12 protein-coding genes and 1 pseudogene are annotated in these 15,314 nt (G+C 50.6%); 9 read left to right on the top strand and 4 right to left on the bottom strand.

The window, feature by feature from the left end:
- Nucleotides 1–34 precede the first annotated feature (34 nt).
- On the bottom strand, nt 35–217 hold the full coding sequence (locus tag ABUL11_RS06810; protein WP_350283111.1) for a hypothetical protein: 183 nt from the start codon (nt 215–217) through the stop codon (nt 35–37).
- Between the two features lie 443 nt (nt 218–660).
- On the opposite strand from ABUL11_RS06810, the gene ABUL11_RS06805 reads away from it, so the two are divergent.
- Nucleotides 661–1,722 (top strand): DNA polymerase III delta subunit-related protein, encoded by a 1,062-nt coding sequence (locus tag ABUL11_RS06805; protein WP_350283110.1) that lies wholly within the window; start codon nt 661–663, stop codon nt 1,720–1,722.
- Between the two features lie 9 nt (nt 1,723–1,731).
- On the opposite strand, the gene ABUL11_RS06800 is transcribed toward ABUL11_RS06805, so the two are convergent.
- Nucleotides 1,732–2,271: a hypothetical protein gene (locus ABUL11_RS06800; protein WP_350283109.1), complete on the bottom strand. Its 540-nt coding sequence runs from the start codon at nt 2,269–2,271 to the stop codon at nt 1,732–1,734.
- Between the two features lie 101 nt (nt 2,272–2,372).
- Here ABUL11_RS06800 and ABUL11_RS06795 point away from each other — a divergent pair, with 101 nt between their 5' ends.
- Entirely contained in the window at nt 2,373–5,090 is a 2,718-nt protein-coding gene (locus ABUL11_RS06795) for a PD-(D/E)XK nuclease family protein (RefSeq protein WP_350283108.1), read from the top strand.
- A gap of 49 nt (nt 5,091–5,139) precedes the next feature.
- Entirely contained in the window at nt 5,140–8,628 is a 3,489-nt protein-coding gene (locus tag ABUL11_RS06790) for a UvrD-helicase domain-containing protein (protein ID WP_350283107.1), read from the top strand.
- A 39-nt stretch (nt 8,629–8,667) separates the two neighbouring features.
- Here ABUL11_RS06790 and ABUL11_RS06785 read toward each other — a convergent pair whose 3' ends face one another.
- Entirely contained in the window at nt 8,668–8,850 is a 183-nt protein-coding gene (locus ABUL11_RS06785) for a Trm112 family protein (protein ID WP_350283112.1), read from the bottom strand.
- A 24-nt stretch (nt 8,851–8,874) separates the two neighbouring features.
- A pseudogene (gene lpxK, locus ABUL11_RS06780) lies at nt 8,875–9,858 on the bottom strand (tetraacyldisaccharide 4'-kinase); the annotation flags it as partial.
- Between the two features lie 209 nt (nt 9,859–10,067).
- On the opposite strand from lpxK, the gene ABUL11_RS06775 reads away from it, so the two are divergent.
- From ABUL11_RS06775 to ABUL11_RS06750, 6 genes are all read left to right on the top strand, one after another.
- Nucleotides 10,068–10,319: an acyl carrier protein gene (locus ABUL11_RS06775; RefSeq protein WP_350283106.1), complete on the top strand. Its 252-nt coding sequence runs from the start codon at nt 10,068–10,070 to the stop codon at nt 10,317–10,319.
- A gap of 8 nt (nt 10,320–10,327) precedes the next feature.
- Nucleotides 10,328–11,182, top strand: coding sequence for a hydrolase 2, exosortase A system-associated (locus tag ABUL11_RS06770; protein WP_350283105.1), 855 nt, complete (start codon nt 10,328–10,330; stop codon nt 11,180–11,182).
- Nucleotides 11,179–12,051 carry a hydrolase 1, exosortase A system-associated gene (locus ABUL11_RS06765; RefSeq protein WP_350283104.1) on the top strand — a complete coding sequence of 291 codons (873 nt, stop codon included), beginning with the start codon at nt 11,179–11,181 and terminating at the stop codon, nt 12,049–12,051. Before ABUL11_RS06770 ends, ABUL11_RS06765 begins: the two co-directional genes overlap by 4 nt.
- Nucleotides 12,045–13,301 carry a glycosyltransferase gene (locus ABUL11_RS06760; protein WP_350283103.1) on the top strand — a complete coding sequence of 419 codons (1,257 nt, stop codon included), beginning with the start codon at nt 12,045–12,047 and terminating at the stop codon, nt 13,299–13,301. The genes ABUL11_RS06765 and ABUL11_RS06760 overlap by 7 nt, the downstream gene beginning before the upstream one ends.
- A 25-nt stretch (nt 13,302–13,326) precedes the next feature.
- The gene (locus ABUL11_RS06755; protein ID WP_350283102.1) at nt 13,327–13,980 is read left to right on the top strand and encodes a tetratricopeptide repeat protein; all 654 of its coding nucleotides are present in this window, start codon (nt 13,327–13,329) and stop codon (nt 13,978–13,980) included.
- Nucleotides 13,981–14,045: 65 nt separating this feature from the next.
- Nucleotides 14,046–15,314: a glutamate-5-semialdehyde dehydrogenase gene (locus tag ABUL11_RS06750; protein WP_350283101.1), complete on the top strand. Its 1,269-nt coding sequence runs from the start codon at nt 14,046–14,048 to the stop codon at nt 15,312–15,314.

Here is a 15,314-nt window from a genome sequence, read left to right as displayed (position 1 = left end):
TCATGACTCCATTCTCTCAAAAGTTGGAGCCTCCTCAAAACCCGGGGCGATTCAGAATTGCCGGTTTATTACGGCTCTCCTTAGGAACGGGATTTTTTATCCAGCGTGTCACGCTGGCAATTCCTACACAAAAACGGGCTGCCGTTTGCACAATGGTGAGCTCTTCCTGCTCTCGAACAGATAAAACTTTGCGGCGAAATGAAATAGGATAAGTCATCTATAAATTATAATCAATCTATCTGAGCTTCGCTATAGGGCATTGTCTTGAAAAATACCTTATTACGACGTTTGATTACCTTGTTTTCATGCCTATAGTGTTGCGTAGGGCCTTGTGGGGAGAGATCATCCAAATCTGGGCCTATCCTGAACATTCTGGGAAAAGGGTTCACGCTGATTACGGATGAGCTGGATGCCCGAGTTGGTTTTACTGTGCAGCTGATACTGATTAATCCGGTTATTTTTTATTGATGGCCTTGCTCAGGTCGAGTCTGATGGCAAGTACGACAAGGATTATTCCATGTGGATATTGCTTCTAGAATATTATCAGTTTCATCATTAAGGTAAACAGAGAAAAGAATTTACAATAAACTTGTTCCTTATCCGAACCAGGTTTTCTCGATTCAGTAAAATATTATTTTTCAAAACAGGACAATTTCAGGAATGACTCCAGCCGAAGTTTTTCCATGGCAGCGGGTGATCTGGCAGCAGGCCAGACAGCCAGGTAGGGCGCAGCGGCATCATGCATTGTTGCTGAAGGGGCGTCGGGGAATCGGCAAGCTGGGTTTTGCGCTCATTCTGGCAAAATCCATATTGTGTGGGCAGGGGAATGCAGCGGGTGTGGCGTGCGGGAAGTGTCAGGATTGTTACTGGTTCGAACAGGGATCGCATCCGAATTTTCGCCTGCTGGAGCCGGAGGCGTTATCAGCGCAGGAGAGTGCTACAGACAAGGATAATGAAGAAAATCGGCGGGAAGCCGGGAGTACGAAATCAGGCAGGAAGCCAAGTCAGCAGATCAGTATCGCGCAGATTCGTGTGCTGGATGATTTCATTTACCTGAGTGCTCATCAGGCGCGTGACAAGGTGGTGCTGATTCATCCAGCCGAAGCGATGAATACGGCGGCTGCCAATGCGCTGCTGAAAAAACTGGAGGAGCCGCCGCCAGAAGTGCTGTTCATTCTGGTGACACATAATGCTTCACTGATTCCGTCTACGGTTCTGAGCCGTTGCCGGCAGACCGCAATGCCGGCGCCGGATCATGAAATGGCAAAGGATTGGCTTATCCACCAGGGAATCACCGATCCTGATTTTCATCTGGCTATGTCAGGTTTTTCACCATTGCTGGCATTGCAGTACGATGAACGGCTGGCCGCTTCCCATGCTGATTTCATCCAGTGCCTGTGCGTACCGGATAAACTTAATCCGATCGAGTTGGCAGAAAAACTGCATAAGCTGGATTTATCCAGTGTGACCGGCTGGTTGCAGAAATGGTGTTATGACCTGATGAGCTGCCGTACCAGTGGGCGGGTGCGTTACCATCTGAAACAGGTGGCGGCCATCCGGCAGCAGGCGGCTGTCATCGATCCGGTAGCTTTCGGTTTTTTGTGGCGCAGCCTGGTTACTTCGCAGCAACTGGCGCGCCATCCACTCAACCCCAGGTTGTTTCTGGAGGAAATGTTGCTGACCTACATGGACTCGATACGCCCGGCAGGTTCAGCAGGATGATGTTTACGTTTATTGAATGCACGATTCACTTGTCGAATCGACGGTGCAGGCCCATAACGTTCTGTGGATACCGGCAGCACGATTGAACAGGTGATCTGCCTGCTGGGTTTTTTGCTGTTCTAGTGTGAGCGAGACTTTTTCCGGTATGAGGTATGACTGCACCCAGAAACGTATCCGGCAAAATTCTTTTTCCTTGGCACATAATTTGTGAATAGCGGAGCTGTAGATGGTTTTATCCGCCTGGCGTCCTTTTTCGATCAGTACCATGTGCACAAACTTGCCCGAGTCTCCCATTTCGAGGCTGCGTACCAGTTTCCAGCCGATGCCGCTGGGCAGCTCTTGTTCTTCTGCCTTCGCTGCAGTTTCTGCTTCCGTTGAAGCCGATGCGGCCTGTTCCGTGGGAGCAGGTGATGCTGCATTATCGGCTACAGCCCGTTCATCATCCTGGCTTGAGAAAATCGGTTGAGGCAAATTCTGCACTGCTGAAAAAACTATACCGGACCAGGTGATCGCCATGGCGACCAGCAGCCCGTTTCCTATTCTATTCATTGGTTCTCCTGATAAAAACTGTTTCAAAAATCGAATTGTATTATTCTGCCTGCGTACCGCATTGATTATCAGGCTGTTCGCGAAATATGAAAAATCCGACCATGACAACCTGTTCGCTCGACGCTCAACAGACTAATATCACTGATCTTATCCAAAGACTGGATGGCTGTGCAACGATTGTGACCGGAAACCGGCGGCTGGCGCGCACTCTTCATCAGGAATTCAATCGGGCCAGATCTGAGGAAGGACACGGGGTATGGCCCGCACCGGATATTCTGCCCTGGGATGCATGGTTGCAACGGTTGTGGCAGGAGGTGGTCATTTCCAGCCGGGCTGAAGCGGCCCCGAGGGTGTTGCTGACTTCCCATCAGGAATATTTCGTTTGGCACAAAATTCTGGCAGAACAGTCCAGCGATGTCGTGTTGCAAGCTGTCAACGAGACTGTCGCTCGTATCATGGAAGCATGGCAGATGCTGCATGCATGGTGCATTCCCTGCCGGGAAGCGGACTTCGATCATAATGCCGACACCCGGTTGTTCTGGCAACTGGCCTCGATGTTTGAAGCGAAATGTCGGGAAAATAGCTGGCTTTCAGTCGCTGTTCTGCCCGGAATACTGTCGAAATCCGTGCTGATCGGCAACTTACCATTGCCGCATGAGCTCATACTGACCGGTTTTGATGAGTGGACGCCACAACAGTTGTCGTTTCTTTGCACACTCGAGCAGGCAGGATGTTCGTTGCAGTGGTTACAGTTATCCGGTCAGCCGGATCGCATTGGCAGGCTGGCCTGTGCAGATGGTCGTGATGAGATCCGGCAGGCGGCACGATGGATACGGCAATGTCTGGAGGAAAATCCAGCGGCGAGGATTGCGCTGGTTGTGCCGGAACTGACCGTACAACGCGAAATAATCTGCCAGACATTGGATGAAGTGTTGGTTCCACAGGCGTTGCAACCGGAGCATCATGATCGGATGCGCCCTTACAATCTGTCGCTTGGCAAGTCGCTCGACCGGTATTTACCCGTTAGTCTGGCGCTGGATATTCTCGATTTATCAGAAGCCGTTATTGAGCTGCCGCATATCAGTCGTGTGCTGCGTTCTTCTTTTATCGCCGGTGGGGACCGGGAAATGAATGCGCGTGCTTTGCTGGATGCCCGTCTGCGTGAATCGGGTGAGTGGGATCTGACTTTACAGAAGCTGTTGACGAGTGCTGCTCGCGGCGGCCAATCCTATTCGAGCCCATTGCTGGTTGAATGTCTGGGTAATTTGATGAAGCAAGTGCAACTATCGCTTGCACCCACCGGCCCGGGAGAGTGGGCACGGCGATTCGAACAGTGGCTGAAAGCAATCGGCTGGCCGGGTGAGCGAGGATTATCCAGTGAGGAATATCAGGTTATCCAGGCATGGCAGGGAGTGCTGAGAGAATTTTCCACCTTGGACTGGGTAATTCAGTCGATCAGTTTGGTTGAAGCGCTGCAGCAACTCAAGCGTATGGTTGCCGGTACGATTTTTCAGCCGGAATCGGCAGAAGCACCTGTGCAGGTATTGGGGTTATTTGAAGCTGGCGGGCTGAAGTTTGATCATCTCTGGCTCATGGGATTGCATGACGGCGTATTTCCCGCGTCACCCCGGCCTAATCCTTTTCTTCCTCTGACTCTGCAGCGCGAGGCTGATGCACCGCATTCCAGTGCCAGGCGTGAATTACGTGTGGCGGCAGCGCTGTTGCAGCGGATTACCACGAATGCTACTGAGGTTGTCATCAGCTATCCGCAGCGTAAGGGTGATGAAATCCTCGATTCCAGTCCACTGATCGATGCTTTCCCGGCGTTGAGCGAAGAAATGCTCACCATGGGTACACCACTTGCCTGGCGAGATAGTGTGTATTACAGTCGGCAACAGGAGGTGCTGTCCGAGGATGTTGTCCCGGCATTTATCGGAACGGGTATTCCGGGCGGCAGCAAGCTGTTCAAGTTACAGGCAGCCTGCCCGTTCCGGGCATTTGCCGAGCTGCAGCTGGGTGCCCGTCCACTGGGTCGCATACAGATCGGTTTGAATGCGCTGGTACGAGGCACTTTACTACACCGGGTCATGGAAATGATCTGGGCTGAACTGGATTCATCAGCAGCACTGGCAAATTTATCCCCTGATGGGCTGAACTCACTGGTTGCCGGCAAAGTGAATGAGGCGATACGCGAAATCGTTCCCCACTATCCGCACACTTTTGGTGAGCGTCTGCAAGCACTTGAAAGAAAACGATTGCATGCTCTCGTGATGGCATGGCTGGAAATGGAGAAACGGCGCCCCCCTTTCCGGGTGTCAGGCCGGGAAATGGAAACGGAGCTTGAACTGAACGGCTTGCGCATCAACTTGAGGATAGATCGTATCGATACCCTGGAAGAAGGAGGTGAGTTGCTCATCGACTATAAAACCGGCGAAGTCGGAGCAAGTGCATGGTTTGGCGATCGTCCCGATGAACCGCAGTTACCGCTGTACAGTCTAGCGTTCGCTAATGGGCCGGTCGGGATTGCATTTGCCCGAATCAGAGCAGGTGATATTGCGTTTGAGGGTGTAGCAAGCGAAGAAGTATCAATCCCCGGAGTGAAATCTTTCGAAAATTTGAAACACACGCAGGAAGCGGCAAGCTGGGGCGAAGTGCTGACCGGCTGGCGCCAGACAATCGAGCGACTGGCGCAGGATTTCATGGACGGGGAAGCCGGAGTGAATCCCAAACAATATCCGCAAACCTGTACTTACTGTGAACTCAAACCTTTGTGCAGAATTGGAGAATCACTGGAAGCTATGAGGGACACGGAACAGTGACTTTAATCAGTGATGATTCTGCGATAACGCTTTTACCCGGATTGGAACAATGAATACGGTCTTGCAACAGAAGATTCCGGATCAGAGAGAACGCCAGCAGGCGCTTGATCCGCGACATTCCTTCATCGTTCAGGCGCCGGCCGGATCGGGCAAGACAGGATTGCTGACGCAGCGGTTCCTAGTGCTGCTTGCTACGGTAGAGGAACCGGAAGAGATCGTTGCCATCACGTTTACACGCAAAGCAGCCAGCGAAATGAAGCACCGAATCTTGCAGGCTTTGCGCGATGCAGCCGGTGATGCAAATAACGATGCGGAGAGTGAAACAGCGCCGCTGAGCGATGCTTATCAGCACCAGTTGCGGGAGCTGGCGAACCGGGTGCTGGTGCATGATCAGGCGCGGGGTTGGCAGTTACTGCAAAATCCGTCACGTTTACGTATCCAGACGATCGATTCCTTGTGTGCCTGGCTGGTCGATCGGATGCCGGTCTGGTCCCGGCAGGGTGCTTTGTCATCAGTGGCAGAGGATGCGGACAGGTTGTATCTGGAAGCAGCCCGTCTGACGGTCGAGGCACTGGAGGAAGAGAGCGAGTGGACTACAGCGATCGAACATTTGATCGGACATCTGGATAATCGTCTGGACAGATTGCAGCGATTAATTGCCGACATGCTGGCCCGGCGCGATTTGTGGCTGCAGCGCGTTGTTAATACTACCACCGCCGCTAATATCGATGGGGTGCGTGAACATCTGGAATCGGCACTGACTGGCCGGATTACAGAAGTGCTAGGAGTGCTGACCGAATCGACGCCAATAGGTTGCCGGGCAGAAATCATCGAGCTGATGCAGTTTGCTGCGGCAAATCTGGCTGAAGGTGAGTCAGTCGACGGGAATATGGTCGATCAGAAAGGGTGGATTACCCACTGGCCTGGCGGAGAGCTTGCAGATCGCCCGGTTTGGGAAAAGATTGCCAATTTTTTGCTGACGCAAGCCGATGGCTGGCGCAAGCAGGTAACGAAGAGAGAGGGATTCCCTGCACCCACAACGGTACGTGATACCGCATTGAAGGAACGCCTGAGTGAAATGAAACAACGGATGGCTGAACTGCTTTCCGCTTTGCAGAGTGAGGAGACATTTCGTCAGCAGTTGCAGTTACTCAGGCGGTTACCTCCAGAACGATATACCGATGAAGAGTGGGAAACGCTGCAGGCCCTGTTCAGCTTGCTCAAAGTGGCTGCTGGATATTTGCTGCTGGTTTTCCGGCAGCAGGGTCAGGTGGATTTTACCGAGATTGCCATGGCGGCCGTTCGTGCGCTGGGTGAACCGGAAATGCCGACCGATCTGGCACTGGCACTCGATTATCGTATTCATCACCTCCTGGTGGATGAATTTCAGGATACGTCTTCCAGCCAGGCTGAATTGCTGAAACGGCTGACTGCCGGTTGGCAAGCCGGAGACGGGCGCACGCTGTTTCTGGTGGGAGATCCGATGCAGTCCATTTACCGTTTTCGGCAGGCGGAAGTGGGATTGTTTCTGGGTATCCGTGATTGCGGGTATTTTGGCCAGATTCAGATGAAGTTTCTACGTCTTTCAGTCAATTTTCGTTCGCAGAGCGGAATCGTCGAGTGGGTCAACCGTTATTTTCCCCAGATATTGCCGGATACGGACAGAGTGGACTCAGGCGCCGTTTCGTATGCGGACTCCACCGCTTTTCACGCAGCTTCCGAGCAGGATGCGGTCAGGGTTTACCCTTGTCTGCAAAGGGATGATCGGGCCGAAGCGGAACAGGTGATGGCGATCGTAGAACAGGTGAGAGCCGCGCAACCGGATGGCAAAATTGCCGTACTCGTGCGTAATCGCAGCCATCTGGCGAGTATCGTCATCCATTTCAGACGAAAAGGCATGCGTTTTCAGGCGGTAGAAATCGAACAATTGGCACAGCGCGTGGTGATCCGGGATTTGATGGCACTCACCCGGGCCTTGGTGCATCCAGCTGATCGTATCGCCTGGCTGGCATTGCTGCGCGCACCGTTTTGCGGACTTTCCCTGCAGGATTTACATACTGTTGCCAATACATTGCCAAGGCATGTGCTGATCGATTCGCTACGGGCCTGTACCGGTTCAGGTGCTTTGAGTGAGGAAGGCGGTCAGCGGGTGAACAGGGTACTGCCGATTCTGGAACGTGCGCTGATGCTCTATGACAAGATGTCGTTGAGAAGATGTGTGGAGGGAGTATGGATTAGCCTGGGGGGGCCTGCCAGTGTACAGAATGAAACAGATCTGGCAGATGCTGAAGTCTATTTTCAGTTGCTGGAAAATTTTGATGTGACCGGCTATCGACCTGATATCCAGGAGCTGGATGAGCGACTGATACGATTGTTTGCTCTGCCGGACGTAGCGGCAGACGATTCATTGCAGCTCATGACTTTGCACAAGGCCAAAGGGCTGGAGTTCGATACAGTAATTCTGCCGGGGCTGGGTAAATCTCCCCGGCGAGATCAGGAAAAATTGCTCAACTGGCTGGAGTTTCGTGATCAGTCACAGCATCCTGGTTTGCTGTGTGCACCAATCAGTGCAGCGGGGAGCGACAAAAATCCGATTTCCGCCTACATCCTGTCTGAAGAAAAGAAACGGGCTGCGCTGGAAGAGGCGCGATTGCTGTATGTGGCGGTCACCCGGGCGAAACACGGTCTGCATTTGCTGGGGCATCTCAGGATCGATCCGGATATGCAGGAGAAGGATGCACTGAAACCACCGGAGGATACCCTGCTGGCCAAGTTATGGCCTGCCGTGGCAGTAGATTTTCTGGTACGGTCGCGCGAAGTCGACATTAGAGATTTACCTGCATCGAATGCATATGCAGGCTTGCAACTTGCCCGTACGGTGCGCCTGGTATCCGGCTGGCAACCACCACGGTTACCAGAAGCCATTGAGGTTGCTATGCATACGAATGAGGCCGGCATCGCAGAAGAGTCGGTTGATTTCGATTGGGCAGGTGAGCCAGCTCGACTGGTGGGAGTGGTCGTCCATCGTCTGTTGCATCGTATTGGGCTGATCGGGGTCGAGAATGTGGATCGGCAGGATCTGGAAGATCTCAAACTGGCAGGGCGATCGTTACTCATGCAAGCCGGTATCACTCCTCGACATTTGGAGACAGCCGTGCAGCAGGTTGCACGAGCCCTCAGGACAATGTGTGTGGAAGATGAAACGGGCCGCTGGATTCTGAGCAATCGGCATCAGGAATCGCACTGTGAATGGGCGTTGTCTGTTCCAACGGCAATTGCAGCGGGTCACTCGATTTCTGTCAACATCATCGATCGAACCTTCGTAGATAAGGCAGGCGTGCGCTGGATCATTGATTACAAGACAGGATCTCATACCGGTGGTGGCCTCGAGGAATTTCTCGACCGGGAACAACTGCGTTACCGCCCACAACTGGATCGTTATGCCCAGGTACTGCAACGTATGGAAGATCGTCCCATGCACCTGGCGATTTATTTCCCGTTATTGGGAAAATGGAGGAAGTGGACTTCGACCGGGTAACCCGTTTAAGAAGGAAAAAATTGTAAAAGAGAGTATTTCCTACTTTATTTCTTCTTCATCAGGCAGTTTTCTGGCTTCATCTTCCAGCATGACAGGGATGCCATCTCGAATGGGGTAAGCCAGCCGATCTGCCTTGCAGATCAGTTCCTGCAGATCTTTTTTGTAAATAAGAGGGCTTTTGCATAATGGACAGACCAGAATGTCCAGGAGTTTTGGATCCATGAATTTTTCTCTCAACTTCTTAAGTATGATTTCGCGTAATCCGAGATCGGCACGATATTCCTGTTGCAAGACCCAGATGCGGTCATTATGCAGACCCAGGCATTTTACTGCATCTTCTTCCGATATTAGGATGATATCAGCTTCATTAGACTGGAAGTCCGTTGCAATAAAATGATGATTTTCCGGAAATACACGAGGAGTGACAGTCAGTTTCAGGAATTTAAGGTTATCCAGAAAGTCTTGTGTATCCGGATTGCGGACAATGGCATGAATATGTTTACCCGTCAGTTCCGTTGCGTCCACTGTCAGCTCGGGCTGTGACAGGTTGAAAAAATGTTCTTTCTGCGGACGGGTGTGAATCGTTCTGATTTCATCTGTAATATCCGGTATCCGTCTTTGATGGCCAGCCAGTATGACGGCGTCAGCGTGTTTCAAACGTGCAAAACTGTCTCGGAGCGGCCCGGCAGGCATGACCAGCCCGTTTCCGGAATTGATGACACTGGTATCGACGATGACAGCCTCGAAATCACGCTGCAGACGAAGATCCTGCAAACCATCGTCACAGATCAGTACATTGCATTCCCGGTGAGCTGCTAGTAAGGCTTTTGCCGTTTCAATTCTGTTGTAACCGATCCATATGGGACAGGTTTCACGTAAATAGTAAGCGAGCAACAGCGATTTCTCGCCAACGAGGTGGAGATGGCTGCTGATCATCACCCTTGTTGGTGGATGATGGTTATCAGGATAGCCGCGACTGATAATCCCGGGCCGCAACCCTGCCGTTTTCAAGATATGGGCAATCTGAACGATGAGGGATGTTTTGACGGGACTGTCAGTGGTTATGCTGTCAATGACGATGATTGGTACGGGCAAGTGAATCGAAGTCAGTATCGCGCGCCGGTAAAGAAAACGCCGGATAGACTGAAACAGGATAAGCAACTGGCTGACCGGCCACAAAAAAAGATGCAGTGGGGTGATACGTTGCCAGTACAGTTCATACCAGTTCATGAGATCGCCGGGGTAGTCAACCCGTGAAGTAGGTATACCGGCAGATGCAGCATCAACAGAACCAATGGCTTAATACCAGGAATACGCAGTTTTTGCATGATATACGAGTACTTCCTTAACCTGTTTGCAGGAGTGATCAATGCGGCACATTTTAAAAAACTGTCTTAAAATGCCGTCAACATCAAGTAGTAATCTTTTATGGAGTGATTATGCAGCATCTTGAAGCAATCAGAAATATTTTGGGTGATGTGTTGAATCTAGGGGAAAGAAAACATACGCTGACAGCCGATTCCGTTTTGCTCGGAAATATTCCGGAGTTGGATTCGATGGCGGTGGTCAATGTGATTACTGCGCTCGAAGAATACTTCGATTTCTCGGTCGATGACGATGAAATCAGTGCACAAACCTTCGAAACACTCGGAAATCTGGCACTTTTCGTCGAGCATAAACTGGCACATTGAGTAATTGCATGGAAAATCTACCGGCTGAACCTTTCTTTCTGGATGCTTCGCCGGGAAAACGTTTCTGCCTCTATCATCCGCCTGCCAGAGATATGTTATCGAATCAGGCGTTTATTTACCTCCATCCATTTGCGGAAGAAATGAATAAATCCCGGCGCATGGCTGCCTTGCAGGCCAGAGCGTTTGCAGCGATGGGGTTTGGCGTGTTGCAAATCGACTTGTATGGTTGCGGGGATAGCGCGGGAGATTTCGGGGAGGCTACTTGGGCAATCTGGAAGAATGACATTGCGTATGCCGGGCAGTGGCTGATGCAAAAAGGATTTGCATCGATTCATTTCTGGGGGTTGCGGTTGGGCGCCTTGCTTGCATTGGATTATGCTGTAAATGAAGAATCGAGGACTGATCCGGCAAAATTTGTACTCTGGCAGCCTGTTGTCAACGGTAAATCATTTCTGACCCAATTTTTACGTTTGAAACTGGTGAATAAGCTCATGTCAGACGATACAGACAAGGTTTCAAATGTTCAGGTTTTTCGTGAAAAACTGAGAGCAGGTGAATTGCTGGAAATAGCAGGGTATACCCTTTCTCCCGCAATGGCGGCTGCGATCGATGAATTGAAACTGGGCCAGCTGGTTGTCAGGAACAGTGAAATTTACTGGTTTGAGATCACCCCTGAGACCGGTCGTGAGCTTCCTCCTGCTGGTGCTGCGGTCGTGGAAGCATGGAATCAGTCTGATGTTTATCCGAAAGTAACACTCATCCCTGGGTTGTCGTTTTGGGCTACTCAGGAAATCAGCGAATGTCCAGCGTTGCTGGTGGCTACCCTCAAGCCGTTCAAATCATTAGCCGGAATCCAGTCATGAATATTCAAGAGCAAGCAATACGTTTTTGCTGCCAGCATGAATGGCTCTACGGGATTTTAAACGTACCGCAGCAACCCGTGACACGTGGTGTACTGATTGTCGTTGGAGGGCCTCAGTATCGCGTTGGCAGTCATCGACAGTTTGTTTTGCTTGCGCGCTATCTGGCAGAGCGTGGTATCCCTGTCATGCGGTTTGATTTCCGGGGAATGGGTGATAGTGATGGTGCTATCAGGACGTTTGAACATATTGGAGAAGACCTGCGCAGTGCTGTCGACTTTTTTTTCAGTGAATGTCCTTTTCTGAAAGATATCGTAATTTGGGGATTATGTGATGCGGCGTCAGCGGCACTGTTCCATGCTCATCAGGATCCGCGGGTGAGAGGGCTGGTGCTGCTGAATCCCTGGGTTAGAACAGAGCAGGGTATTGCCAAAGCGTACCTGAAACACTATTACTTGGAACGTCTGTTTGAGCTGGAATTCTGGAGAAAGCTGCTGGGTGGAAAATTTAATGCACTAGCTTCCATCCGGTCTTTATATGAATTCAGCAGGAACAGCTTGCGGGGCGGGAAAAATCTGACTGTTTCAGAAGAAAGTGCTGGTTCATCATGTAATTTGGCCATTCCTTTGCCAGAGCGTATGTTGAATGGATTGAAGCATTTTCAGGGAAAAATACTGATCATTACCAGTGGAAATGATCTGACGGCGCGCGAGTTTCTGGATTTGGTCAATTCGTCGATGGACTGGCAGGCGGCCATGAAAACAAAGCAGACAGAATTTTTTCACATAGAAAGTGCTAATCATACATTTTCTACGCGTGGATGGCGTGACCAGGTAGCAGAACTGACCGGAAATCGAGTGCTGTCATGGTAAAACGTGTATTGATGATCGCCTATCATTTTCCACCTTTGCATGGCAGCAGCGGTATACAGAGGACATTGCGCTTTGCCCGGTATTTACCTGACCATGGCTGGGAGCCAATCGTTCTGGCACCTTCGTCACGAGCTTATCAGCAGACCAATTCTGGCCAGTTGGCGGATATTCCGCAACAGGTACATGTTCATCGTGCGTTTGCATTGGATACTGCAAAGCATCTGACCTTGATGGGGTGGTATCCACGGGTTCTGGCCTTACCGGATCGCTGGGCGAGCTGGTGGCTGGGCGCAGTACCTGTTGGATGGTATCTGATCAAAAAATATAAGCCGGATGTGATCTGGTCGACTTATCCCATTGCAACAGCGCATCTGATCGGGTTAACTTTGCAGCGTTTGACGGGTATTCCATGGGTGGCTGATTTCAGGGATCCCATGGTGCAACCGGATTACCCCCCTTATCCGCTGACTTATCGTGCTTATGAACGAGTGGAAAATAAAACGATCACCTATTGCTCCAGTGCAGTTTTCACGACACCGGGTACACTGAGGGATTATCAGACCCGGTTTCCGCATGTCCCGGCATCGCGATTCCATCTGATAGAAAACGGGTATGATGAATTCAGTTTTACTTCGATTATTCGCCCGGTAAATCAGATTGCTGGAACCGGCCGAATCACTTTGCTGCACAGCGGCATAATTTACCCGTGGGAACGTGATCCCACTTTTCTGTTCGATGCCTTGTCAGCGCTGCTGAAACAGAATGTCATCAGTGCTGACAGTTTGCATATTATTTTGCGTGCTTCGCATCACGAAAGCTATCTGCGGTCTTTGATCGATCGCTTTGACATTGGAACAATAGTTTCTCTTGCGCCTCCTGTTTCCTATAATGAAGCGCTTTCCGAAATGGTGGCTGTTGACGGATTGCTGGTTTTACAGGCAGCAAGCTGTAACAATCAGATACCTGCCAAGCTATATGAATATCTGCGTGCACAACGGCCTATTCTGGCGTTGACAGATCCGGCTGGTGATACCGCGGAAAAGCTTCGCAGTGTGGGGATTGATACGATTATTCCTCTGGATTCGAAGGAAGCGATCATGGAAGGTTTGAGCAGGTTTCTTATGTTACTGAGGGAGAATAGGGCACCGGTTGCGTCAGTGGAGAAAATAAGATCCAACTCCAGAGAAGCTGTAGCGAAGGAGCTGGCGGGATTATTGAATGCCGTTACAGAAACGGATAGGGTAAAGTAACATTAAATTTTGGAGAGTAGCGTTTATGCGGATTCTGGCAATTTTTATTGTTATAACATTCTTTTTTGCACCATTGTCGGCGGTAGCTAGGGACAAGAGCTACTGTGGAGAGCTGGCAAATGCTTTTGGTCCATTCGATTATATGGATCGATTCAGCCACCAGAAGGATTTGAATATTGTAGAGACTTATCACTTTACCTCTAATGTAGAAGATCTAATCAGTGGACAATCGGGTTCTCTGGGAAGTGACCTTAACTATACTCTTCGTGCTTGGCCAAATCATCACCGTGCTCTGGCGTCCCTTGTCAAGTATTCGATCAGGGAAAAATCCACTCATATCCGCGGTTTGAAATGGCCGATCGAATGTTATTTCGACCGGGCTATTCGTATGAATAAGGAGGATGCGCAGGTTCGGTCAATCTACAGTGCATTTCTATCGCATCGTGGCAGAAACAAGGAAGCACTTGCGCAACTGGAAGTAGCGGCCGATCTGGAACCCGACAATGCTACGGTTCTTTATAACCTCGGGTTGTTGTATTTCAAACAGAAAAACTACGAAAAAGCCAGTCATTATGCCGAGAAGGCTTATGCACTTAATTATCCACTGCCGGGTCTCAGAAACAAATTGATCCAGGTTGGTAAGTGGCGTGGATCGGCTCCCGGAAAGTCTGGTAAGTAACTCTGTCTGACTGGCTTATCTGTGTTGTCAAATTACCTTTTATCATTGACTACTGATGTTCCATTATGGAAAAGAATGAAAAGATACATGCAGATATGCAAGCTCTCGGGCGTGCAGCGCGTTCGGCAGCGCGAATAGTTGCAAAAGCGGATACTGCCGTTAAAAATTGTGCACTCATTGCAATGGCCCGGGCTATCCGTCGCGATGAGGCATTGCTCCTGGCAGCCAATGCTGCAGATGTGGCGCAGGCCAGAAAAAAAGATCTCGAACCTGCCATGATCGATCGCCTGACATTGACCCCAAAGGGAATTGCAAGCATGGCTGCCGGCCTGGAGCAGATTGCTGCATTGCCTGATCCGATTGGTGCAGTGACAGATCTGGATTATCGGCCATCTGGCATCCAGGTGGGCAGAATGCGGGTGCCACTAGGTGTGATCGGTATTATTTATGAAGCACGCCCGAATGTAACAGCAGATGCTGCCGGTTTGTGTCTCAAAGCAGGTAACGCTGCGATTCTACGAGGAGGATCTGAAGCCATACAAAGTAACCAGGCTATTGCTGCTTGTGTGCAAGAAGGACTCAGATCAGCTGGATTGCCTGAACATGCGGTACAGGTCATAGAGACGACAGATCGTGCTGCAGTGGGCGAATTGGTTACCATGAATGAGTATGTGGATATGATCGTCCCGCGCGGTGGTAAGGGATTGATCGAGCGGATCGCAAACGAGGCACGTGTCCCGGTCATCAAGCATCTGGATGGTGTATGTCATGTTTATATTGATTTATCGGCTGATCTGGAAAAAGCCTTACGTGTTGTTGATAACGCTAAAACCCAGCGTTACGGTACGTGTAACACTATGGAAACATTGCTGGTGCATGCCGGAATCGCTGAACGGTTCCTGCCGCGTATTTGTAAAGTCCTTCTGGAGAAGGGGGTGGAACTGCGGGGGGATGAGGCTGCCCGTGCGCTCGTTGCCGGGATGAAGCCGGCAGTGGAGGAAGACTGGTATGCTGAATATCTTGCGCCAGTACTGAGCGTTCGTATCGTGGCAGATATCGATCAAGCTATTACACATATTGCCACCTATGGATCACAGCACACTGACACCATCGTAACTGAAGATTATTCACGTGCCCGCCAGTTTCTGCGTGAGGTCGATTCCAGCTCAGTCATGGTAAATGCTTCGACCCGTTTTGCTGATGGATTTGAATATGGTCTGGGGGCAGAAATCGGTATTTCCACAGATAAATTGCATGCACGCGGTCCGGTGGGGCTGGAGGGGTTGACCAGCCAGAAATTCATCGTGCTGGGTGATGGCCATATCAGAGAATAA

The organism is Nitrosomonas sp. (assembly GCF_040256045.1).
Taxonomy (GTDB): domain Bacteria; phylum Pseudomonadota; class Gammaproteobacteria; order Burkholderiales; family Nitrosomonadaceae; genus Nitrosomonas.
Note: the sequence above shows the minus strand (reverse complement) of the source record. Positions and strands in the feature narration are given on the sequence as shown.